The organism is Brevibacillus borstelensis (assembly GCF_036700025.1).
In the GTDB taxonomy this organism is placed as follows: domain Bacteria; phylum Bacillota; class Bacilli; order Brevibacillales; family Brevibacillaceae; genus Brevibacillus; species Brevibacillus borstelensis.
Genome location: NZ_CP144922.1, coordinates 4949965 through 4974272, shown reverse-complemented (window position 1 = coordinate 4974272; position 24308 = coordinate 4949965). Strand labels below are relative to the sequence as shown.

Annotated in this window: 20 protein-coding genes and 1 riboswitch; of the genes, 17 read left to right on the top strand and 3 right to left on the bottom strand. The window is 49.5% G+C overall.

From position 1 onward, the window contains the following. Positions 1 to 12 precede the first annotated feature (12 nt). The 12 genes from V5G20_RS23900 (at position 13) to V5G20_RS23845 (ending at position 16385) form a co-directional block, all read left to right on the top strand. Positions 13 to 273, top strand: a complete 261-nt coding sequence (locus V5G20_RS23900) for an acyl carrier protein (protein ID WP_003389343.1) — start codon at positions 13 to 15, stop codon at positions 271 to 273. A 128-nt stretch (positions 274 to 401) separates the two neighbouring features. After that, on the top strand, positions 402 to 1148 hold the full coding sequence (locus tag V5G20_RS23895) for a 4'-phosphopantetheinyl transferase family protein (protein ID WP_024984245.1): 747 nt from the start codon (positions 402 to 404) through the stop codon (positions 1146 to 1148). A 311-nt stretch (positions 1149 to 1459) separates the two neighbouring features. Next, positions 1460 to 1993, top strand: coding sequence for an RNA polymerase sigma factor (locus tag V5G20_RS23890; protein WP_003389340.1), 534 nt, complete (start codon positions 1460 to 1462; stop codon positions 1991 to 1993). 67 nt (positions 1994 to 2060) lie between these two features. Next, complete coding sequence (locus V5G20_RS23885) at positions 2061 to 3041, top strand: hypothetical protein (RefSeq protein WP_227277704.1); 981 nt, start codon at positions 2061 to 2063, stop codon at positions 3039 to 3041. 210 nt (positions 3042 to 3251) lie between these two features. Continuing rightward, positions 3252 to 4391: a response regulator gene (locus V5G20_RS23880; protein WP_122957596.1), complete on the top strand. Its 1140-nt coding sequence runs from the start codon at positions 3252 to 3254 to the stop codon at positions 4389 to 4391. Positions 4392 to 4413: 22 nt separating this feature from the next. Then, positions 4414 to 5091 carry a class D sortase gene (locus V5G20_RS23875; RefSeq protein WP_251255227.1) on the top strand — a complete coding sequence of 226 codons (678 nt, stop codon included), beginning with the start codon at positions 4414 to 4416 and terminating at the stop codon, positions 5089 to 5091. A 91-nt stretch (positions 5092 to 5182) separates the two neighbouring features. Continuing rightward, positions 5183 to 5269: riboswitch (cyclic di-GMP riboswitch) on the top strand. Positions 5270 to 5283: 14 nt separating this feature from the next. Next, entirely contained in the window at positions 5284 to 6087 is an 804-nt protein-coding gene (locus V5G20_RS23870) for a transglutaminase-like domain-containing protein (protein WP_003389336.1), read from the top strand. Between the two features lie 368 nt (positions 6088 to 6455). Continuing rightward, complete coding sequence (locus V5G20_RS23865; RefSeq protein ID WP_338462495.1) at positions 6456 to 11351, top strand: collagen binding domain-containing protein; 4896 nt, start codon at positions 6456 to 6458, stop codon at positions 11349 to 11351. 203 nt (positions 11352 to 11554) lie between these two features. After that, positions 11555 to 11869, top strand: a complete 315-nt coding sequence (locus tag V5G20_RS23860; protein ID WP_003389334.1) for a metal-sulfur cluster assembly factor — start codon at positions 11555 to 11557, stop codon at positions 11867 to 11869. A gap of 510 nt (positions 11870 to 12379) precedes the next feature. After that, a complete protein-coding gene (erm, locus tag V5G20_RS23855) occupies positions 12380 to 13321 on the top strand; it encodes a 23S ribosomal RNA methyltransferase Erm (protein ID WP_243014508.1) in 942 nt (313 codons plus the stop codon). Between the two features lie 403 nt (positions 13322 to 13724). After that, positions 13725 to 14492: an ABC transporter ATP-binding protein gene (locus V5G20_RS23850; RefSeq protein ID WP_003389331.1), complete on the top strand. Its 768-nt coding sequence runs from the start codon at positions 13725 to 13727 to the stop codon at positions 14490 to 14492. A gap of 12 nt (positions 14493 to 14504) precedes the next feature. Further along, positions 14505 to 16385, top strand: coding sequence for an ABC transporter permease (locus V5G20_RS23845; protein ID WP_171505763.1), 1881 nt, complete (start codon positions 14505 to 14507; stop codon positions 16383 to 16385). Between the two features lie 48 nt (positions 16386 to 16433). Here the strand turns inward: V5G20_RS23845 and V5G20_RS23840 are convergent, their stop codons facing one another. From V5G20_RS23840 to V5G20_RS23830, 3 genes are all read right to left on the bottom strand, one after another. Beyond that, positions 16434 to 17087: a Crp/Fnr family transcriptional regulator gene (locus V5G20_RS23840; protein WP_003389329.1), complete on the bottom strand. Its 654-nt coding sequence runs from the start codon at positions 17085 to 17087 to the stop codon at positions 16434 to 16436. A gap of 41 nt (positions 17088 to 17128) precedes the next feature. Then, positions 17129 to 17776, bottom strand: a complete 648-nt coding sequence (locus V5G20_RS23835) for a Crp/Fnr family transcriptional regulator (RefSeq protein ID WP_003389328.1) — start codon at positions 17774 to 17776, stop codon at positions 17129 to 17131. A gap of 64 nt (positions 17777 to 17840) precedes the next feature. Next, complete coding sequence (locus tag V5G20_RS23830; RefSeq protein WP_338462491.1) at positions 17841 to 18680, bottom strand: methyl-accepting chemotaxis protein; 840 nt, start codon at positions 18678 to 18680, stop codon at positions 17841 to 17843. Between the two features lie 430 nt (positions 18681 to 19110). Here V5G20_RS23830 and V5G20_RS23825 point away from each other — a divergent pair, with 430 nt between their 5' ends. The 5 genes from V5G20_RS23825 (at position 19111) to V5G20_RS23805 (ending at position 24279) form a co-directional block, all read left to right on the top strand. Beyond that, complete coding sequence (locus V5G20_RS23825; RefSeq protein ID WP_003389326.1) at positions 19111 to 20151, top strand: TRAP transporter substrate-binding protein; 1041 nt, start codon at positions 19111 to 19113, stop codon at positions 20149 to 20151. A 21-nt stretch (positions 20152 to 20172) separates the two neighbouring features. Continuing rightward, positions 20173 to 20652, top strand: coding sequence for a TRAP transporter small permease (locus tag V5G20_RS23820; protein ID WP_338462488.1), 480 nt, complete (start codon positions 20173 to 20175; stop codon positions 20650 to 20652). Beyond that, positions 20649 to 21935 carry a TRAP transporter large permease gene (locus V5G20_RS23815; protein ID WP_003389324.1) on the top strand — a complete coding sequence of 429 codons (1287 nt, stop codon included), beginning with the start codon at positions 20649 to 20651 and terminating at the stop codon, positions 21933 to 21935. Before V5G20_RS23820 ends, V5G20_RS23815 begins: the two co-directional genes overlap by 4 nt. Before the next feature lie 147 nt (positions 21936 to 22082). Next, on the top strand, positions 22083 to 23591 hold the full coding sequence (locus V5G20_RS23810; protein ID WP_338462486.1) for a 4-hydroxyphenylacetate 3-hydroxylase family protein: 1509 nt from the start codon (positions 22083 to 22085) through the stop codon (positions 23589 to 23591). Positions 23592 to 23718: 127 nt separating this feature from the next. Further along, positions 23719 to 24279 carry an NAD(P)H-dependent oxidoreductase gene (locus V5G20_RS23805; RefSeq protein ID WP_338462484.1) on the top strand — a complete coding sequence of 187 codons (561 nt, stop codon included), beginning with the start codon at positions 23719 to 23721 and terminating at the stop codon, positions 24277 to 24279. The last annotated feature ends 29 nt before the right edge of the window (positions 24280 to 24308 follow it).

Here is a 24308-nt window from a genome sequence, read left to right as displayed (position 1 = left end):
GGAGAATGGGTTATGATTAAACAAACGGTAAGAGAAAAATTTTTGGAAACATATAAATTGAACGTTTCTTTGGAAGAAGTGAAGGATGATCAGCCATTGTTTGGTCCCGACTCGCCCTATGGCCTTGATTCCATGGATGTTCTGATGTTCATCAATCTGATCAAAAAGGAATATGATCTGGACATTGGTGCTGTCAATACAGACACGTTTAAAACGATTAACAGCATTGTGGCCTTTATTGAAAAGCAAAAGGGCGCACAATTGTCAAAATGATCGCAGAAAGAAGGGGGGCCTCCCCCTTTTTTTCATGGATGCGGATAATTGCCGGTTTAAGGAGGCAAAGCCGTTTCAGATAAAGAACGTTTCTACATGCAAACTATCGTGAAGGAAGTCGGGAACCAATGGAAAAGAGGGTTGAAATCTATTGGCTTCATGTCGATGAAGAAATGCAGCCTGCACATCTGAAGAGCTGTTTGGAAGTACTGGATCAAGAAGAAAGAACGGTGTATGAGAGATATCTCGTCGATTTCAAAAAAGTAGAGTTTTTGCTTGGACGGATGCTGCTCAAGAGCATGATCGGACAAAAAAGGGGAGTCCTCCCGGAAGAAGTCAGGTTTATCAAAAATGAGTACGGGAAGTTGTTCCTGGACAGCCGCCACGTGGCGGGTAGCATCAAGCGACCGTTGTTTTTTAATTTGTCCCATTCAGGTAGAATGCTGGTATGCGCCTTTTCCGAGATCGAGAAGACGGGGATCGACGTCGAAGCGGTCAAAAAGGATTGCTGTTTTGAAGTAATGCGGACTGTTTTCGTGCCAGAGGAAATAGCCTACGTCGAGCAGCAAGAGACACCTTCCATGAAGCGAGAGGCATTTTATCAGGTTTGGACGAGAAAGGAAGCAGTGATGAAGGCGCTTGGGAAAGGCTTCTCGCTGCCGCCTCTGTCTTTTTCCGTGCCGCTTGCCCGGGGCAGAGTCGACGAGCAGCCGTTTTCCTATTATACATGTGCACCTTTGGAAGGGTATATGGTTTCGGCAGCGGTAGAGCGAGAGGAAGGAGCGGACATTCGGTACGAGGTCCAAAAAGTCGGGTTGGCCGAATTGAAGGCAAGCGTACGGTCCCGTACACCCAGCAGTGCATTCTACGGATAAAATATCTATAGACGCGGTTCACATCGATCTTATCGTATACCAAAATCCAGAAGATACCACTCGAATGAACAGGTCTCCAATTGTTGAACACAGGTCTTGCGATTGGGGGGCTTATGATTCGGGCAGGTGTCTTTTTTGTTGCAATAGCTTTATCGTCTGTCAGTGTCATTGCTATTGCCATATAAACAGGAAGCTGTTGAAAAGAAGCTAAGAAAAACTCAGCAATAGGAAGAGCCAAAAAAATTTACGATAAAAGTGAAAGATAGTCGGAAGGCCCTCCGTCTATACAGTGACAAGGAGGTGGAACCCAGTTGGATGATAATGTCGGCGCACGTATCGAGCAATGGTTTCTGGCATACAGCAGCGATATTTATCGCTTTCTCGTTTACTATACCGGACGCACGGATATAGACGATCTTGTACAAGAGACCTTTATTCGCGCCCTGAAATCACCTCAGCAAACAGAGATTGCAAACCCGAAAACATGGCTGTTTGCCATTGCCAGAAATGCGGCCATTGATGAGAGGCGCAGAAAAAAACTGATCAGCTTGCTGCCGGAAACATTCCTGCAGCATCTTATTTCCCGGGACAAGACACCCGAAGAGTCTTTAGAGTTGAGCGAGAACAAGCGCATGCTCTACGACATCATCAATCAGTTGAAACCCTCTTACAGAGATGTGTTGATATTGCGCGGGATCAAGGGATTGTCCAGCAAGGAGACTGCGGAGATATTGGGATGGAGCGAAGCCAAAGTGAATCTCACTATGCATCGGGCGATGAAAGCTGTTCAGAGCAGCAGGCAAGTTTCTGTTATGGAGGCGATGAAAAATGCCGTCACGAGATGAACAGAGAATCTGGGAGGATTTAAGGAGTTTTCCTGATCAAAAACTTTCTTGGGAGCGAAAACAAGTGATGTTGGAGAACATTCGCGAAGAGCGAAGAAAGATCAGCAAGCAGCAAAAGCGAGCAAAATACGTATGGGTGGCGAACGGGCTTGTCGCATGCGCAGCGGTGTTTTTCGTTATCTGGATGAAACCATTCTCTACTCCGGTAGAAACATCGGCGAGTCATGCTTCTATCGACCCGGCCTATGTTGAGGCTGCCCAAAAGGCAATTAAATCGGCAGGAATCAACAAGGAAATTCTCTTTGATGAGTTTGAGAAAGATGGAGATTACGATATTATCCGGAAAGCGGATCGAGAGGCCATTGTGACATTTTACCCGAATACGACAAAAGTTCGTACCATCTTGGTAGAGTGTGCGGTCAATGAGTTGCCGACGAGTTATCAAAAATATGTCGATACCGCCCAAAAGGCATTCAAAGAGGCCAATCAACAAGTCGTTTTTCAACAAGCCCGTTTCTTTAAAAGCGATGAAGGAACAGACCTGTCATTTTATTTAGAAAATCAACAATACGTCAGCGTCGATGTGAATACAAACAGAGTGACCGATTACTCCCTGGATTACAAGCTGGATGATGTGGATAAAAAGTATGTGTATCAGGCCCAAAAAGCGCTCATGCTCCTAACGGGCAAGCAGAGCTTCTCATTTTCGCATGCCAATAAACGTTCGGGTAAAGTAGAAGAAGTGTGGACACTCAAGAATGAAAACGAGCGGTATACTGTCCGGATCGGTGCGAAATCCTCCCGAATATACAAGGTTGACCACGTAACGGACCGATATAAAATAAACTCGAAAGAAGAAGCGATCTCAGTGACTAAGCCGCTGATTGCAAGCATATTTGGAATCGATATCGCCGGGTACAAGGCGGATGGCGGCAAAGATTGGGGAGGCTATGTGTTGACCAGCGAAGGGAAGCCGGTTATCAGGGTTATCATTCATGATTTACATATCGGCGATATCTCAGGCATTTACGTTGAATGGGACGAATGACGGGAAAAGCTACTGACTTGTTGCATGGTCGGTAGCTTTTTTGTGTCTTGGTTTTGATCGGCAGCATTTATCCCCCTTTGCCAGCAACCGCCAAAATGGTTTATACAGCTTGGACATCTCATTGACCTATTGCTACAATAATATGGGAGAGTTGTTAGCGGCTGTTGTCCCAAAAATAGTTACAGCTGAAGCAAAATAGGAGAGATATGCTTGAAAGCGATTATCGTAGACGATGAGAGGCTTGCATTGAGAAGAATGGAAAAGCTCCTGAAGGAACAGAACGCGAACACTCCCATTCACTTGATGGGGTCTTTTCAAGATCCGCATGCCGCATTGGAGGCCGCGAAGCAAGAAAAACTGGATGTAGCGTTCCTGGATATTCAGATGATCGATATGGATGGATTTGAATTGGCTGAGCACTTGTTGAACATTCAGCCGCAACTTCACATTGTTTTCGTTACCGCCTTTCAAGAGTATGCCGTGAAAGCCTTTGAAATGAACGCACTCGACTATTTGTTGAAGCCTGTCCATCAGGGCAGATTGGCTGTGACCCTGCAACGGGTGGCAGAATCCGCCGGGAAGACCCCGGTCAGCTACAGCAGCCAAAAACATATGACACTCTGCTGCTTGCAAAGCTTGCATTATCTCGATCAACAAGGCAACGAACAATATCTTCCCTGGAAAACACTGAAGGGGCAGGAGCTGTTTGCGTATCTGGTACACTATCGGGATAAGACAGTGAGCAAGCAGGTTTTGATAGATTTGCTCTGGCCTGATTACGATTCAGTCCGGTCGAGGACACAACTGCATACGGCCATTTATCAGATTCGGAAAATGATTAAGAGCATTGGCTTCGATTTGGAGATTAAATACAAGGATGAAGGGTATCGGCTGGTGTGGGGAGATGTGAAGCTGGATGTTGAGGAATGGGAAGCCTTGGTGCGAGATGCTCCCAAAGTTACAGAAGAGACATTGGAACAGCACTTGTCTATCATGGCCAAGTACACAGGCGATTTTCTGGAGGAGCATCCGTATTTGTGGGCAGAGTACGAGCAGGAGCGCTTGCGGTTGCTCTGGTTGAACCATGTCAAGCAAATTGCTGAATATTACGTATCGGTTGAACAATATACCGAGGCGATTTTGATTTATCAAAAGATACGTGAAAAGTTTCCAGTAATGGAAGAGGGCTACTTCTATTTAATGAAGATATACGCCATGTTGAACCACCAAGGCGAGGTGAGCAAGCAGTTCAAGCTGATCTCGACCAAGCTGAGAGAGGAATTCGATGTTGCTCCCAGCAAGGAACTGACGGAGTGGTATGAACAATGGAAAAAAGGGGATCAAACCTAAAACGGACAGGGACGGGCAAACCATGAAAATGAGACTGTTATCAATGCTTCTGATCGTGGCCGGAATCGTTGTGCTGAGCTATCCAACACTGGCTGAAGAGTATCAGGACTACCGGCAGCAAAAGCTTGTCGAGGAATGGCAAAACAGTTTGCAGAATATTTCCAATGGGGAAGAGGCCGCTGGATCAAAGCCGGCACCGGCAATTCCTTCCTCAACAGAAGATAGCGAGACAGCGATAGAAAGTGCCGATGCTGCGACCGAGAAGGAGAACGGGAAAAAGCCGGCACCGGACTTTGGCAGCTATAAGAATATGGAAGGTATTTTGACGATTGAAAAGATTGGTCTAATGCTGCCCATTTTGCACGGTGCATCAGACAACAATATGAAAACGACGGTTGCGAGCATCGAAAACACCGGGAGGGCCGGGGAAGTCGGCAATTATGCCATCGCTGGACACAGAAACTTTACATACGGTCGAAATTTCAATCGATTGGATGAGATGGCTGCAGGAGACAAGATCGAGGTTGACAACGGCAAGAGCAAATTTTCCTATACCGTTACAGAAAAATTGTATGTAAAGCCCGAAGAGGTGTGGGTTTTGGAAGGGAACGGAAAAGATAAGGAGATTACGCTCATCACCTGCCATCCGATGCACAATCCGACACACCGACTGATTATTAGGGGAAAAATGACAGAGTGATTGATATTTTTCAAGAAAAGATAGGATGAGGCTCCCTTTTCTAGTAAAGTTATGCTATTATTTTTTTAGTATATTTGATTTTAAAACTTTCAAACGATAATGGCAAATCTAATGAAAATTAGAGACGCAAAGCTATAGGGCCTTCCTTGTGTATGCAAGATGGCAGCCAGCTACCGAAAGGGGAGTTTTTTTGTGTTTTTTCGACGACTTTCGATGACAGTGGTAGGCATGTGTTTGCTGGCGGCTCCAGCGACTGCGTGGGCGAGCTCCGCTCCTTCCTTTATTGATGTAAGCGAGCTCAATAATGGAATCGTCAAAGTTCAACACCATCATTCGGCACAGCCAGTCAATGAAAAAGTAAAAATCACGAAAGACAACCAGAACTTCTATTATAGCGTAAAAGACAACAACCGTTTCCCACTACAGCTAGGAGATGGCAAATATACGATTACACTCCTGCAACACGTTGCGAACAATAAATACCGTTCGATAGAAAGCAAGGAAGTGAACCTGACGGCATCAAGCCCGCAGGCCGTTTTCCTGCAACCGATCCAGATGATCTACTGGAACGACAAGACGAATGCGACCGCAAAAGCCAGAGAGCTGACCAAGGGCTTGAAGACCGACAAGGAAAAGGTACAAGCTATCTACAATTATGTGATCCAAAACGTCCAGTACGATTACGCAAAAGCCAATCAAGTTACGAGTGAATACATCCCTTCGGTAGATGCGACATTGACTGCAGGGCAAGGCATCTGTTACGATTACGCATCGCTGTTTGCCGCCATGCTGCGCAGCCAGGGGATTCCTGCCAAGCTGGTGATGGGACGGAAAAACGACATCCCGCAATACCATGCCTGGAATGAGATTTACTTGAAAGAGACGAACGAATGGATTACGGTCGATACAACATATGATTCGATTATGGTAAAGGGAACGAAAAAGCCGGCCATGATCAAGAATAAAAGTGAATATGTCATAGAAAAGCAGTATTAGGACACGATGCAGGAACTGCTCAGAAGCCGCTCCCTCTCATAAAAGAGGCGGGCGGCTTTTCGTTTTCTCCTATTCAGAATAAATTCAGAGTGATCTTTTATAGTGTGTTTTGTGGCTTAACAGCCAAAACCATACAAATTTTGATGTAAGTCGCCACCAGGAAAGAACAGCTTTAGACACTTACAAATAAAGAACAATGGAGAGGAGGAAGCAACGAAAAAAACATGCTCTCAGGATTGTGCAAGGTGTCATATTCTTCTTCCCCGGCGAAAAGGGGACTGGCAGCATTATCAAAACTTCATATGGGTAATCGCTGCTAGAGTCGTACGACCTTGCCAATTTAAACATGCGAGGTGAACGTAGTTAAGATGTGGCAGCGAAAGAAGCTTTTATCTGTTTACTTAGTATTCGCTTTGCTGGTGAATCTCTTCTTGCCATCCGCGTTTGTCAGTGCCAATGAAGTACCGATGAACGCAGGAATCACCAGTGAAGAAGGTGCCCCAACAAGTGGCGAGGTGTCCGAGCCGGGAACGGATCAAGAACCAGGCGCGGAGAATCCAGAGCCAGGTGCGGAGAATCCAGAGCCGGGTGGGGAGAATCCAGAGCCGGGTGGGGAGAATCCAGAGCCGGGTGGGGAGAATCCAGAGCCGGGTGCGGAGAATCCAGAGCCGGGTGCGGAGAATCCAGTGCCGGGTGGGGAGAATCCGCAGCCAGGCACGGAGAATCCGCAGCCAGGCACGGAAAATCCAGGAACCGGAACGAATCCGGTGCCAGACCCGCCACCGCCACCACCGCCACTACCCCCAGCACCACCTGTAGAGCCCGAAAAATCACCAGAGAACATCATAACAAAAGTGGCGATGAAGGATGAGGAAGGTAATAACATTACCGAGATTCGTCCTGATCAGGGATCAATGGTAAAGATCATCTTCGACTGGCATCTTCCGGAGGGGCACACCTATAAGGGTGGCGACACTTTTACCTTCGATCTGCCGGACAAATTTAAGGTAGACCGACTTTTGGATGGACCTCTCACGGGGGACGTAGGGACATTTGAAGTAACACCGGAAGGCACCGTTACCTTCACTTTTAGCGAAGATGTGGAGAATGACGAATTCGTCGGTACGTTTGAGGTTTGGCGAACCTTTGACGAAAGCAAATTTTCCGGGGGAACGAAGCAGCAGATCGAATTTCCGTTCGGAGAAACGATCAACGTTCATTTCAAAGCCAATATCCGGGAAGAAATGGACAAGCAAGGAACAGCCAAGAAAATGAACCCAAGCGAGATCGACTGGGTTGTCGATTTTAACAAGGGCGAGCAAAAGATTACAGGCGCGACCTTCCAGGATAGCATACCTGCCGGACTTGAACTCGTTTCTTCTTCTGTCGAGGTATATGAGCTGGAGGTCATGCTGGACGGAAGCGTAAGGCAGGGAAGTGCTGTGACGATACAGCCAACAGTCTCCGGCAATCAGTTCCAGCTGGTCTTTGGAGATATCGATAAAGCGTATCGCGTCAAGTACAAAACAAATATCCTTGAGGCCAAAAATACGACATACACCAACAATGTGTCGGTTACGGGCGGTTCGTACGCAAAGGACGATTCAGCATCCGTCAGTGTGGCATTCAGCGAACCGCTCGCGAAAAAGTCTCTTGATTACAAGTCTTCTACACAAACCCTCACTTGGTCCATTGAGTACAATTACAATGAGCAAGTGATCGCACCGGGAAGTGCCTGGATTGTCGATACCTTTGAAACTGAGCAGACTCAGGAATTCCTCAAGGACACACTGAAAGTCTACGAGGTTACCATCGACGAAAACGGTAAGGCGACCCGGGGAAACCAAGTGGCTTCTAATGAATACATCATAGACGATACGCTTCCAAACGGCTTTAAACTGGACTTTCCGAACGGCGTTCAGTCTGCCTATGAAATCATTTACGACACAAAAGCGAAGGACCGTGTTCGCAAGAGTGTCAATGTGACGAACAAGGCAGAGATGTACGATGGCACGACTAAACAGGCAACGAAAGGGATGTACCAGGTCATCTTTTGGAAGGACGCCAAAAACGAGGACATCAACTACAGCACCAAGACCATTCTCTGGAAGATGTATCTGAACTATGACAACTATCAAATGGACGAAGTTGTCATCACCGACCACTACAAGGGCCAAGGGATTGAGCTTGACAAAGATTGCCTGAAAATTTCCGGATTGACAGAGGGGACAGATTACACGATCGAGCCCATCAACAATTATCGCGAAGGGTTTACGATCAAGTTCAATCATCCGATCAGCACGAAAGTGGACATCGAGTACAAGACAAAGTTTGACCCGAACTACTTCAATGCCCATGACATTACCAACCATGGAAAGCTGACATGGCTTGAAAACGGAGTGTCATACGAGAGGGAAGATTCGGCAACGGTTTCCTCGGACCGTTACACCAAGAACAACGGGAATAAAACGGGGACGTATAACCCTAAAACGAAAACCATCACCTGGATCATCGATGTAAACTACAATCTGCAAGAGATTAACCAGGCGGTGATCAAGGATTTCTATCAGGGAGAGCAAACATTTGTCAAGGAATCCCTGAAGGTGAATCGTTTGAACCTCCAGGGTGGAGCCGACCAGGTAGAGGTTAAAGAAGAGCTGCCTAGCAGTGCGTATTCGTTTGAAGGCGGGCTGAAGAACAGTGAAGGTCACGAAGGCTTTGCACTGACGTTTAAAGATCCCATCGACTCTGCATATCGCATCACGTACCAGACGAGCCTGAAAGGCCATGAGGTCTTGGCAGAATACATGAACGATGCAACCATGAGCGATGGCGGCGGGCCGGCGTTGTTTGCCCAATCCGCTTCGGTGAAGCCAAAGCATGGTGGGGAGTATATCCTTAAACAAGGCAAGCAGGGAACAGGGGCAGATGCAGAAAATGCGTTCTGGACCATTTACCTGAATCGAAATCAGTCCTGGATCGATGCCGGTGCGAAAGTAACGGACAAGCTGTCTGACAATCAAGTGCTCCTTCCGGAATCCTTCCAGCTCTATCAGACGGTGGTGGATGCCAACGGGGTAGTGAGCAAAGGCGAACCAGCCGATCCCGCGGACTACGAACTGAAAGTTCTTACGCCAGCGGATGGGGAGCATAGCTTTGAATTGATCTTCAAAAAGCCGATTGAGAGCGCCTATATTTTGGAATACAAGTCGTTCATCATCGCGGAAAATGGAGAATACATCAAGAACAGCGCCGCTTTTGCCGGAAGAACGTCCCTGGCTGACGATGGCAGTGGACAAGGTGGAATCAAAGTCAGCTTGTCAGGAGCTGGCGGAGGGGCGTTCCCTGCTGGGAAAGCATTCATCAAAATCGTGAAAACGGATGCCGCATCAGGTGAATTATTGGCAGGAGCCACATTCGAACTGTATGACAAGACAGGCAAAATGCTGCTTGAAACGCTTGTAACCGATGAACAGGGAGTAGCAGTAACAAAGAAAAAATACAGCTTTAAAGAGTATGTACTCAAAGAAAAATCGGCCCCATCTGGGTATCTCGTCGATGAAGCGTACGCAAGCGGCAAATTGATTGCTTTCAAAGAAGACAAAGAAATTTCGGTTACAAACCAAAAAGGCGACTGGAGCTTTAAATTGACGAAAGTCGATTCGGAGGATGGCGAGAAGAAGCTCGAAGGCGCTGTCTTCAAACTCCAGCGGAAAAACGGCGATAAGTTTGAAGACGTTGCTGACCACACTTCGCTTGTAACTGACGCAAACGGAGAGCTCTATCTCGCGAAATTGGAGCCTGGAGATTATCAGTTAATCGAAACAAGTGCGCCGAAAGGGTACAAGCTGGATGAAACACCGATTCCTTTCACGATTCGGCCAAATCAGACTGCCGTGATTCCATGGACGATGAAGAATGTTGCGAATCGCGGTTCAGTAGAACTCGTGAAGGTAGACGAGTTTGACCATAACATTACGCTGGCAGGAGCGGTATTTGAGCTCCGCGATGCAGACGGCAAAACGCTGCAGTCGAACCTTTCAACAGATGAAAATGGCAAACTGGTGATACCAGACCTGAAGGCAGGAAAGTATCAATTTGTCGAAATTACAGCTCCAACTGATTATCTGGTCAGTCAGGAAACATTGGAGTTCGAGATCGTAAATGAAGGCGAAGTCGTACAGAAAATCTTTACGAACAAGCTGATCCCGGGTTCTGCAACACTGACCAAAGTCGATTCCAATCGACCAGACGTCAAGCTGGAAGGTGCGCAGTTCAGAGTGTTGGACGAGAACAAGAAGCCGATCCTGAGCGGACTGTCCACGGACAAAAACGGTGAATTGCACGTTCCAGATCTCAGACCTGGCCTTTATTATTTCGAGGAAACACGAGCACCCAGCGGTTATGTCATCAAAGACAGACTAACTGAATTCGAGATTAAAAAGAATGAGATTACAACCGTAACGATCGGGAACGTCCGCTACTCTGGCGGAGGCGGCGGTGGAACGCCACCGGTAGACCCACCCAATCCACCAGTAGACCCGCCAAATCCTCCGGTAGATCCACCGAATCCACCGGTAGACCCGCCAAACCCACCGGTTGATCCGCCGAATCCGCCGGTAGACCCGGAGAAACCGGAAAAGCCTGAGAAACCAGGCAAGGACAAGCCGGACAGACCGGATCGGGACGAGCCTGAAGAGAAACCAGAAATACCGGGCGTTCCGTCCAAGCCGTCCAAGCCTGGCGAGCCTTCCATGCCGGAAGTGCCTGTCACGCCAACTCCGGTAGAACCAACACCGGAAAAACCTGTAGATCCAGCGCCGGTGACACCGGTAGATCCGGAGCCAACTACCCCAAGCCCGAGCGTGCCTACGAGTCCAACGAAGCCCGTTGAGAAAGTAGACAAGCCTGTCGGCTCGGTGAAAGTGCCAGAAGGCGGAACGGCAACCATCGGCAAACAGCCTAAGCATGGTACTGTCACAGTCGATCCGAGCGGCAAATGGGTATACACGCCTAACGGCGGTAAAAAACAAAAAGATTCGTTCTCGATTATTGTCAAAGATAAAGACGGCAATGAAGAGGAAATGCTGTATGAGGTAGATGGAGATGTTCCAACTGGCGGCATCCATCCGGACAAGGCAGCCAAAAAGGTCCTGCCGAAGACTGGAGAAGAGAGCCACCTCCCGCTTCAGTTGGCGGGAGCCGGCCTCATTGTTCTTGGAGCGTGGCTCTACAGAAGAACCCGTTCCATGCGCAACATGTAACGGAATTACGCACATTCAAACGGACATCAATAAACCATAAGCCTGCTTGGGGCTGTCTCGCAAGTAGTTGTACTGCTGGCGGGGCAGCCTCTTTTTATTTGCGGGAATGCTACGGCTTGAAGCATATGGATATGGAATCGCGCGGCCAATGCAATAAACAGGGCGACAAAGGAAAACCTATCCTCATGAAGGGGGATGGAATGATGGATGTAACAGAAAAGCTCTGGGCAGAGCTCGAAGAAGTGATCGATCCGGAAGTAGGTGTGAACATTGTCGATCTGGGCCTGGTATACGACATTGCGGTCGATGAGGAAAACAATGTGACTGTCACTATGACGTTGACCATTCCCGAATGCCCGCTTCGCGATATGATCGTCAGCAATGTGGAAGCCAAAGCCAAAAGCATTCCAGGGGTAGGGAACGTTCATGTCAACCTCGTTTTTGAGCCAAGATGGAGTCCGGCCCGAATGAATGACCGTGCGAGGGAAGAGATCAGAAATCGAAGGGCCCATGTGTAAGCGGCCGGGAAAAGTCTGAACAACAAGCTCCAAACAGCATGACAAAAAGCTCAAGCCTGACATACTTGAGCTTTTTGCCGCTTCACCAAAACGGGCGGTCCGATCAGGAGCCAACAGCAGCAGCGGATCAGTGAAACCCTGAAGATTTCTACACGCACCCTTTTTTGCACAGTGATATGCAAGATTGCTGGCCCGCGGAAGCAGCATAGAAAATAAATCGGGAATTCAAAGGAAAGAATAGACTTGTTCTTTCCCGTAAGTTACTCTATAACTTGAGTGCGCCCCGAAAAAACTGCACTCATGTAGAACGATGTTGCTAACCGATAGATGTACATCCTTTATGAATTCCCATTAGGGAGGACCCGATTTTATGTGTTGCATCGCATTCATGCGTACAAGGTAATGTAAGGTACAGAACATGTATAACCTGTCCATTTTTTTAGAAATGGTCCAGGTTTATTTGTGCTGTGCCTTTTTCATTCCCTACTACGAATGAATGAGGTGCTTTTTATGCCCAAAAATAGACGGACATCCAGGGGAAAATCCCGGATCTCCTCAAACTTCTCTGCACAACATTTGTTGATTAATAAACAATTGAGCAAAGACATGATCGACATGGCGAAGATAACGCCGAATGATACGGTAATAGACATCGGCGCCGGCAAAGGGGCGATAACATTCCCGTTGGCAAAAAGAGCGGCAAGAGTCATCGCTGTGGAGAACGATCCGGTTTTTGCCGAGAAGCTGCTCGATAAGATGCAAGGAGTAGCGAATATTCGGATGAACAGGCAAGATTTTTTACAGTTCAACCTTCCCAAAAGTCCGTTCAGTGTCGTGGCCAATATTCCATTCTCCATCACCACGCCGATACTCGGGAAGCTTCTGGACGACCCTGCTGTTCCGTTGCAAAGAGCCGTGCTCATCATGGAAAAAGGGGCGGCCAAACGGTTTACCAGTGTGCGGATTACGAATCCACGAATCCTGAAATGGCGGATGTGGTTTGATCTCAGGCTCGTCCGGACGGTATCGCCAGACCATTTCTCACCGCCGCCAAAGGTCGAGTCAGCAATAGTAACGATCTTCAGAAAGCAAAGTCCATTGGTTCCACTGCATGCTCATGCAAGGTTTATGGCGTTGGCCACTTATATCCTCCAGCAGCCGCAAGCGCCTGTCTTTGCGGCCTTACAGGGAGTTTTTACCCCTTCCCAAATCAAGCATGTGGTAAAAGCGTTGAGACTGGAGCGGAATCAAGCGGTGTCTTCTCTAAATGAGCAACAGTGGGGGGAGCTCTTTCACTCGATGCTCCGGTATGTTGACCCAAGCCGATGGCCGAAGGTGCCAAAGAAGAAGATGCCGAAGATTCCGAGGGCGAAGGCGCCAAAGATGCCAAAGCCAAAAATGCCAAAGATATCAAAGCCAAGGATGCTAAAAAACCCAAAACAAAAGAAATAATCTTTAAAACAAAGCAAGAAAAACAAGAAAAGCGATAGGGATGAAAAAGGAGAAAAACGCGAAAGTCTTTGGGACACCTACCTAGGCGAAATGGAAAAAGCGGAACACTCTTTTAAGAGTCCAACCTTTGAAAAGCACCGGGAACCGGCTGCTTTGGACGCGGTTCCGCTTTTGGAATGCAGCCGGCCAGTACAACCCTCGAGCAGGTGTCCCACCGTACTTTAAGCGGTTTTCTCCTTTTTCATCTCTCCACCCAAGCTCGAACAAAGTTTTCCTTACAAAACCGAAAGCAAAATGTAAGGTAGATCAATAGCTACTTGTCTGGAAACTGGTTACAGTTAATACAACGAGAAGCAAACCGACTGCCATTTGAGTTTCGGGAATAAGCTTGGGAGGAATAAATGTGAAAGCATCTGTACTTGAAGTCAGAGACGTTCAAAAAATATACGGAAATCGAGGAGAAAGTCAGTCGCATGCGTTGAAAGGAGTATCGCTGACTATCCAGGAAGGCGAATTTGTCGGAATCATGGGTCCTTCCGGCTCCGGAAAAACGACGCTGCTGAATGTCATTTCCACACTGGATCGCCCCACGGACGGATTCATTCAGATCGCCGGAACGGACATCACCCAGATGAAACAGAATCAGCTTGCGGACTTCCGTTCGCAAAAGCTGGGCTTCATTTTTCAGGACTTCAACCTGCTGGAAAACTTGACGGTGTATGAAAATATCGCCCTGCCCCTGTCGCTGCAAGGCGTCTCTTCGAGCGAGATTGCCCCCAAGGTGCACAAGGTGGCGCAAACGCTGGGGATTCAGGAGATATTGCAGAAGTACCCGGTCCAGATTTCCGGCGGACAGAAGCAGCGGGCTGCGGCCGCACGTGCGCTGGTGCATGATCCGGCCATTCTGCTGGCTGATGAGCCGACCGGTTCGCTTGACTCCAAAAACGCGAAAAGCTTGCTGGAGACGATGACCGATCTGAACGAGAACCACGGCGTGTCGATCATGATGGTCACGCACGACGCTTTCAGTGCAAGCTATTGCAGGCGCATTCTCTTTATTCAGGACGGAAAATTGTATACGGAAATTCACCGCACACAAGACCGTCAGCAATTCTTCAAGCAAATCCTGGATGTACTTGCCGAGCTGGGTGCATCGCATGATGTGCGCTAGGAGGGAATGCACATGCTGTTGAAGCTTTCGCTTTCAAGTATGCGAAAAATGATGAAGGACTATCTGGTTCTCCTGATCGGTCTGGTCATCTCGATTACGATCTTTTACATGTTCCAGACGCTGGCGCTGAATGGTGACTTTACGAAACAAAATTCGGTGATCAGCTCGATCCAGCTCGTTTTTAATGTAGGCTCTGTTTTGCTGGCGTTCATTACCTTCTTCTATATCTTTTACGCCAACTCGTTCTTGCTGTCGCTCAGACGCAAAGAACTCGGGATGTATATGATATTGGGCGCGAAGAAGAGGAAGATCAGCCAAATCCTGTTTTTGGAAACGCTTGTGCTCGGGATCATTTCCCTGGTCATCGGCACCATCGCGGGAGCAGGGCTGGCGAGCGGGGTAGGGAGCCTGCTGATGAAGCAGCTCGATATCTCGCTTGAAGGCTACCAGCCCTTCTATCTCCCTTCGATCATGATGACGTGCGGGTTCTTTTTGGTGCTCTTTCTGCTGACGTCATCGGTCAATGCAATCAAGCTGGCCCGTACGACAGAGCTGGACCTCATCCGGGCCGAACAGCAAAATGACAGGGTACAGCGAAAGGGCTTCGCTACGGTTCTGCTTGCACTGATCGGCCTTGCCGGACTCGCAGCAGGTTATTATGCGCTTGTCCATATGGAAGAGCTCAGGGAAATCGGACTCTTCATCGCGGCATCAGCTACCACCATTGGAACCTATTTGATTTTCATCACCCTGCTGCCGGTGTTTGTAAATGCGTTGAAAAAGAATCGGGTGTGGAATGAGCGTAAACTAAATGCTTTCACATTCGCGCAGCTTCGCTTTCGCGTAAACAACCTGACAAAGGTGCTCGGAACGGTAGCGATGCTGATCGCGCTCGGCGTTGGGGCAATGGCTGGGGGCATGGCTTTTCAGAAAAACGTGAGCCTGATGGCGGAAATGGGAAAAGTCTATGACGTCATTATTCACAAGCCTGTGCCTGCAGACTATGAAGCCTTGAAAGCAATGACGGTCGAGGAACAAAACACGTACCGATACAAGGTGGATGATGCGGGGATTTACTACCTGAAGGACGATTTGCTGGCGGATCCGCCGCTAATCAACACGATCGGATTGGAGGACTACGATCCGGACAACCGGGTCAAGCGCGTGTCAACGCCTCTCCCGTCCAAGGTGTACAGCGTGTATGATCATCCTGAGGAAAACCTGGGGCCGGACATCGAGTCGATGCCCCCTGACTGGCAGGAAGCGGTCACGGGCGAATTTATCAACAGCTACGAGATGATCAACGGCAAGGCAGTCCGCATCGTCGATCAAACGACGTATAGCGGTATCCAGGGAGAAGAGCGCTCGGTCGTGCTCGCCAAGGTGGATGACTTTTTAAAGTACAAGCAGGAGCTGAAAGAAATCGATGAGCGGCAAACCCGGTTGTATGCTGATGAGACTGGAGCCGAGGGTCCCCAGCTTTATTCGAAATACACCACATATGCCAGCCTCTATGCCTTTACGAGCGGGACGATGTTCATGGGCTTCTTCCTCGGAATTGCCTTTTTGGCGATGATGGCTAGCTGCCTGATGTTTAAAATCCTGTCCGGGGCTACCCGGGACAAAGACCGCTACAGCATGCTTCGCAAAATCGGAGTTCGCCAGGAATGGCTTGTCGGTTCGATTTACAAGGAGCTGTTCGTCGTCTTCGTGTTTCCTGCCCTGATCGGTCTGGTTCACGTTCTCGTAGGGATGAACATGTTCTCGTTTATCCTGGAAGAACCGTATGTGGGCATTTGGGTACCGATCAGCATTTTCCTGGTCATCTACACATTTTACTATTGGATTACGGTACAGCTTTACAAAGGAATTGTCCTGCCGAAAGAAGCATAAGCGAAAATCCCCCGATTTCCCGGGGGTTTTTTTATGGAGGGAAGCGGCCTACTGCCAAAGGCTCATTCCCTCCAACTCCCCGGTTTTATAAGCAATTTCCCTGATCTTTTCGACATCTGCAATGCGAATCGCACCGCGGTTGGAAAGCTCGATCAGCCCTTGCTGCCGCCATTTTTGCAAAATCTTGTTTACGGTAATGCGGGAGGTGTCGATGTAGCGGGCAAATGACGTTTGATCGATCGGGACGTTTTCATTTTCATGAACGGTGTATAGTCTGATCAAATAATGGGCCATCTGCTGTTCGACCGGACAGTCCTGGAATGCGATGATTTCAGCCAGCAGCCGAACCTTGTATATTTGCGAATTGGTAAAAAGGACGGCGGCCTGGGGGTGATCTTTGCATATATTGGACAGCGCTTCATCGGAGAAGAAGTACAAAACGGAAGGGGAGGTGGTGATGGCGGAAGTCACGTAGGGCCCTTTAAAGGCCCCGTGCTCGCCAGACAATCCGCCGGTTGGCACGTAGTCGATGGTGCGCTCGTGTCCGTTCGCGGATAAGAGGATGATTTTTAAACCGCCGCGATCCAGGTAGTAAAAACCGTTTCCCTGTTCGCCCTGGCGATAGACGGTGGCGTTCTTTTTATACTCCAGCTTTTGGCCATACATCAAAAACGGGGCCCATTTGTAGCGCAGATTGGTCATGGCGATCTCCTTTTCTCGTGATCTGCCTTGGACAGCGGAAGCTAGACAGTCAACGCCGTCTGGGTGTATCGATACGGATAGCGGAGCAATTCCGGTTTCTGGATGACAAAGGTCCGGTTTTTGATCTCGATAATTCCGCTTTCTTTCCACTGCTTCAGAATCTTGTAGACGGTGATCCGCGTCAGACCGGCACAGTCGGCCAGGTCTTGCTGGGTGAGTGGAACCTCGTAGTTCTTAAAATCGTCGCAAAGATTCAAAAGAAGGGAGGCGATCTGTTCTTCCGAAGTAAGCGCTTTCATGTTGATGGCAAAAAGGAGAATACGCAGTTTCTGGCTGACAGTTTGTGTGAACAGCGAGAGCAATTCAGGTTGAGCCTTGAGCATTTCTTGAAATTGGGCACAGGAGAAGTGGTAGACGACCGAGTTCTTTACGGCAACGGCTGTGGTGAAGTGCGTATGACGATCCATGGATTGGACGCCCATGATCTGGCCGGGAACGACGATGTTTAACAGACGGTCATTCCCTTTTGCCGTTGTGGAAATGATTTTTACGAGACCTTTATGGAGGTAGTAAAAACCTTCTCCCATCGTGCCTTGCTTGTATATGATCGTTTTTCCTTTACAAAATTGCCGGGTCCCGTACTTCAGGAACGATTCCCATTTCACATCGGTTTCAAACGGAGATACCATATCGAACACTCCTTACAATTGGAATTGTGGATGCTCGAAAAACGGGCTCGGTTGGCGGTTTCGACTACCCGGTCGGGGAGCTTGAGTGAATTTTTGACATCTGCTGGAGCAGGGTGGCTTCCTGGTTTACTTCCTGTATGGCCGAAGCCAGCTCTCTTATGCCTTCTGTCTGTCCCTGGGTCAGATTCTTCGAGTCCAGGACCATTTCCGAGATCGAGGCCATTTCTGCTTGGAGTGAAGAGAGGTTCTGAGAAATCTCTTTGGCAAAATCTCCGGACATCGTTGCCAAACGGCGCATTTCTCCGGCGACGATGTTGAAGCCTCTGCCGTGTTCGCCAGCCCGTGCGGCCTCAATCGAGGCATTCAGGCTGAGAATTTCGGACTGCTTGGCAATCTGCGAGATCGATTTCAATACGGTAAAAGTCGTTTTCAACTGCTCCAGCATCCCGGTCGTGACGGTATGCAGTTTTTCGCTCTGCAAGGATAAGACTTCAGAGCCTTTCTGCATTTCGATGGATTGTGCAGAAACCTCTTCCACGATCGACGACAAATGCCCGGCGATCTGTGTCAGCGTATTTTGTCGATCCAGGCCGACTCCAAAGACAAGGACACCGGCAATGATTCCATTTTCCTTGATGGGAAGTCCGCCGGCCAGATAGGCAATCCCGTATACGGAGGAATCCATGACTTTGCTGACGGGCATCCCTTGCTCCAGGATGTGCTTGGCAAGACTGCCCTCCTTGATCGGAGCGTGAGGAGACAAGCCAAACTGCAGGGTTTTTCCAGGAATATAGGTTATAAATTTTTCCCGATCCGTTACTCCCAGCGTAAAGTCTTCTTCAAAGCATAAGACCATTTTATGCATGAGAGAAGAAACGCGGACGACATTTTCCAACAGGCTCATTGCCTTCAAACCCCTTCACCAAAAACGTTTTCCGTATCGTTTTGCCACACCAATTCTAAATTTTCAGAACCTTCCACGAATATTATAGATGAAGAAAAATAGTATTTTCAATCTATGGAGCATGGACAAAACAAAAAAACAGAAATCATGTTAAATGGTTTACATTCAGATGCGATATCAAGCCGTTTTTTGTCAAAAAATGTGGTTGAAACGTTAAGCGCTTTACAATACTCCAGCTTCCCATTTAGTAAAATCATAGCACCGTCCTTTTTGCCTGAAACGGAAAGCGGGCACAAAATTATCGAAACATTCCGATATTGAATAGGGGGTAAGGGAACTATCCGGCGAAACGATCCGGCAGGTTAGACGAAAGCAGCTTGTTCAATGATTCATGAATGGGTTCGTACATGAAAAAATGGAGGGGTAGTCAATGAAAAAGGTAAAAAAATGGGGGGCATCCCTTTTGACGGCTTGTCTGATGATTGTCATGACTGCAGGCTGCGGCGGAAATGCGGCGCCAAGCGGTACTTCCAATCAGCCTGCGGCAGCAGGCGGCGACTCCAAGCCGAGCTACAACTTCAAGCTGGCCCATATTACGCCGCCTACACACACATGGCATTTGGCGGCGGAAAAGTTTAAAGAAGAGTTGGACAAGCGTTCCGGAGGCCGGATGAAGCTGGAGATATATCCGTCCAGCCAGTTGGGAACGGAAGCTGACATGGTTCAGCAAATCGGTGCCGGTTCGGTCGATTTCGGCTTGATTACAGCGGCCTATCTCAGCTCCAGGTCTCCTTCATTTTCTGCCTGGTTTACGCCTTATGCATTTCCTGATCTGAAGGCGGCAAATGAAGCCAGGCATACGGACGTAGCCAAAAAAATTCTCGCGACACTGGAGCAGCAGGGATTGGTGGGCCTTGATTATTTATTCGCCGGGCAGCGCGTGATGCTGTTTAAAGACAAAGAGGTACTGAAGCCGGAAGACATGGCGGGACTGAAGCTGCGGGTCACCCCGAGCCCTCCGCTGCAGGATTTTTACAAGTTTGCAGGCGCATCGACGGAAGGACTGCCGCTGCCCGAGGTGTATTCGGCCGTTCAAACCGGCGTGATCGACGGAATGGATATGGACCTCGATGCGACCATCACCAACAAATACTACGAAGTCGTGAAGTACGGGGCTGTGACCAATCATATGGTGTGGCCTGCGGTCGCGATGGTCAGCAAAGGGACGTTCGACAAGATGCCGGATGAGGACAAGCAGATTGTTCGCGACGCCATTGCCGCGGCGGCTGATTTTTCCGCAACGACCAGAGCGGGGCAGGAAGAAGAGTTCAAAAAAACGCTCAGTGACAAAGGAATGAAAATCTATGAGATCGATCCGGCTCTGTTTGGTCCCATCATGAAGGAGTTTGACCAAAAATACGGACCGACCAACCCGCTCATCCAAGAGTTTATCGATACATTCCGCAAATAGGCAGCCAAAGGGGAACAGACCATGAAAGCATTGAGCGACCTCATTTCTACGGTGGAAAAGTATTTAGCCATTGTCCTCATGTTTGCGATGGCTGTCATTGTTGCACTCGCAGTCGTGTTTCGCTACGTGCTGAATGCCCCCCTGTCATGGGCGGGGGAGGTGTCGATCTTTTTATTGATCTGGAGCAGTTTTATCGGCGGCAGCCTGGGACTGAAGTACAAGTCTCAGGCCGCCGTTACCATTGTCCTTGAGTACGCGACGGCGAAGGTAAAGAAAATGGCAGGCATCGCCGGGCATATTCTGATGCTCGTATTTCTCGCGGTGATGCTCTATTACAGCTATACATGGGTGCTGTCGCCAGGCGTTGCTTTTCAAAAGTCGACAGCCATCCTCCTCCCGATGTGGATTCCGTTCAGCGCGGTGCCGGTCGGCTTGACGTTTGCCGCCATCCATCTGTTGTCCAATCTGATCGAGCTGATCCGAGAGGAGGAATTCCGTTGACCACATTGGTAATCCTGCTGTTTCTGCTCTTTTTATTGATGGGCATCCCGATTTCCCTTGTCCTGGGCATGATCACGATCGTCTATTTCTTACTCATGGGGAACACAACACTGCTCACATCTACACCGATGCGGCTTTACTCCGGTCTGGAGAATTTCGGCTTGCTGGCGATCCCGCTGTTTATGCTTGCCGGGGAGCTGATGAACGGAGGCGGCATCACGACCAGGCTGGTCCAGTTCGCCAAGGTGTTCGTGGGGCATGTTCGCGGCGGGCTGGCTTATGTGACAGTTGTGTCGAACATGTTTCTGGCTTCGATTCTCGGATCGGCCAATGCGCAGGCTGCGATGATGAGCAAGGTGATGGTTCCGGAAATGGAAAAGGAGGGCTATGACCGGGAATTCTCCTCGGCCTTGACGCTGGCGTCGTCCATCGTCGCGCCGATTATCCCGCCGAGCATGATCTTTATTATTTACGGGACGCTGTCAGGGACCTCGATTGGCGGGCTGTTTATGGCGGGGATTGTTCCCGGCATTATTTACGGGATCGGCTTCACGGCTCTGATCGCCTATTTGGGGTATAAGAACAATTTTCCGAAGAGCAAACGCGCGTCGGGAAAAGAGATGCTGAGAAGTACGGTTCAAGTTTTGCCAGCGCTGCTGGTGCCCTTTATCATCATCTTCGGGATTTTGAGCGGGGCGTTCACGGCGACTGAATCGGCGGCGATTGCCTGTGTCGTCGCATTCCTTGTCGGCACGTTTTTGTACAAGGAGCTGCACGTAAAAAAGCTGCCGCAAATTTTGATCAATACCGTCATCAGCACGGCTACGGTCACCTTTTTGATCGCGATGGCCAACATTTTTGGCTGGATGATCGCTTTTGAGCAAATCCCTCAATTGATCGCGGGTACGATGCTTTCCGTGTCCGACAGTCCGTTTGTGTTTCTGCTGCTGGTCAATCTGCTGCTGCTCTTGCTCGGGATGATCCTGGACGGCATTGCCGCGCTGATTATTTTGGTGCCGGTGCTGATGCCGCTCGTCACTGCATTTCAGATCGATCCGATCCATTTTGGCGTGATCATCTGCATCAACCTGACGATCGGTCTGTTGACACCGCCGGTGGGTACGGGACTCTTTATCGTCTCCTCCATTGCGGAGGTCAAATTTGAGCGGCTTGTAAAAGCGACAATGCCGTTTTTGGTGATGGCGATTGCCATTTTGTTTGTGATCACCTATTGGGAAGATGCCGTCCTGTTCGTGCCGAAAATATTGGGCTTGTCCCAATAACCCCCCCTTTGTCAGGCTGATGCCAAGATTTTCATCTGCCCGCCAAAAAACGGTGAAAAACGTTAAATGCGCTACAATTTTCGAAAAAATTGGATATTATAATCCGTTTCAAGGTGAAAAAACAACATTGCCAGGGGAGGATTGTTTATGGGAATTCGTTCAGGTGCTGAATACATCAAAGGTTTGCAATCCCGGCAGCCGGAGATTTGGCTGCAGGGGCGCAGAGTGACAAGTGTGTACGATGAGGCGGTTTTCAAGCAGCCTATACTCGAAATCGCCAAGCTGTACGACATGCAGCATGACCCGGAGTATCAGGACAAGATCACGCACATTTGCGAGGAAACCGGTGAGAGAGTAAACAACGCCTTCCTCCCGGTAAAAAGCGCGGAGGATCTGGAAGCAAGGAGAAATCTGTATGAGGCGTACGCCAAGGCAACGTTCGGCCTGATGGGGAGAACGCCGGATTTTCTCAATATCGTTCTGACTTCCTTGTACAGCAATGCTTCGTTTCTGGAAAAGTACAACCCACAATGGGCGGAAAATGTAAAGAGCTACTACCGGTACATTCGCGACAATGACCTGTTCCTTACACATGCGATCATCAACCCGCAAAATGACCGGAGCAAGACCTCGCATGAACAGCAGGACATGTTTACGCATTTGGGTGCAGTCAGAGAGACACCGGAAGGGCTGATCGTCAGAGGGGCGAAAATGCTGGCCACGCTGGCGCCGATCACGGATGAAGTGATCATCTACTCGTTCCCCGGCTTCAAGCCTGGCGACGAGCGTTACGCGCTTGTGTTTGCCATCCCGATCGATACGCCGGGACTGCGCATCCTGTGCCGCGAGCCGATGCAGGACGGAAAGCGCTCCGTCTACGATCATCCGCTGGCGTCGCGGTTCGAGGAAAGCGATGCGGTGCTCGTCTTCCACGATGTGCTGGTTCCATGGGATCGCGTCTTTTTGTACAACAACGTGGAAGCGGCGAACGGGCTCTATCCGAAAACGGGAATCGCCCAGCAGCCGGCGCACCAGACCGGAGTGAGAGGGCTGATCAAGCTGCAGTTTGCCACGGAGGTGGCGGTCCGCCTGGCTGACTCCATCGGGGTAGACGTGTATCTGAACGTCCAAAATGACCTGGGAGAGCTGATTCAGTCCGTCGAGTGCATCCGGGCGCTGCTGCGGACAGCCGAGCGGGAGTGCGATGTGCTGCCTTCGGGTGAAATGATGCCAGGCTGGGTGCCGCTCGAGACGATTCGCGGACTGCTCCCGAAAATGTACCCGCGGGCGATCGAAGTGCTGCAAATCATCGGCGCAGGCGGATTGCTCATGTCTCCGACGGATGCCGATATGGTTCACCCGGAACTGGCCGAGGACATGGAGAAGTACTACGCCGGACGGGCGGGCATCTCCGGATCGGAGCGCGTCCGACTGTTCAAGCTGGCCTGGGATTTGTGCGGCGAAGCGTTCGGGCAGCGGCTGCTCCAGTACGAGCGCTATTACACGGGCGACCCGATCCGAAAAAGGGCGATTTTCTACAACAACTACAAACGCGAACGTTCTTTTTCCCTTGTGGATGACGCTCTCAGTGTGTTTGAGGGGAAAAAGACAGCGGAGTCGGTGCTTCCGGTCAAGCGGGCAAGCGGAGCTGACTAAGCGGCGAAAGCGGTAAAAGCGGCAAAAGCCGCAAAAGCCGCAAAAGCCGCAAAAGCCGCAAAAGCCGCAAAAGCCGCAAACGTAGTGTAAGTCTACCGAAAGAATCTGCCTGAAGGGAGGGTTTCCGGTGAAAGTGCTGGGTATATCCGGAACCATTATCGGAGCAAAGACGAGCATCCTCGTGCATAAAATCTTGGAAGAAGTGAAAAAGGAAGCCCCTGAGCTTGAGACAGAGCTGCTGGACCTGAGGGACTTCAAAATGTCGCTGTGTGATGGGCGAGATCCGTCCACCTATCCCGATGACACGAAAAAGGTAATTGATCTCGTAACGTCGGCTGATTGCTACATCATTGGAACGCCGATTTTCCAAGGGTCGCTGACCGGCGCCCTGAAAAACTTGTTTGACCACATTCCGCCGCAGGCGCTGCGCAACAAGGTGATGGGATTTGTCGCCAATGGCGGGACGTACCAGCATTACCTGGTGGTGGAGAACCAACTGAAGCCTATCGCAGGATATTTCCGGGCCTATGTGGCCCCGGGCTTCGTCTACGCCCACCCGGACCATTTCAATCAGCAAAACGAGATTGTGGACGAGGATGTTCTGAGCCGCATCAGCCATCTGGCAAAAGAAGTCGTACTGCTGCAAAAAGCGCTGAAGGGCGCGGCCGATCTGTCAGCGCAGCGGTAATCCGCTGAAAAGCAACCATCAAAAGCGAA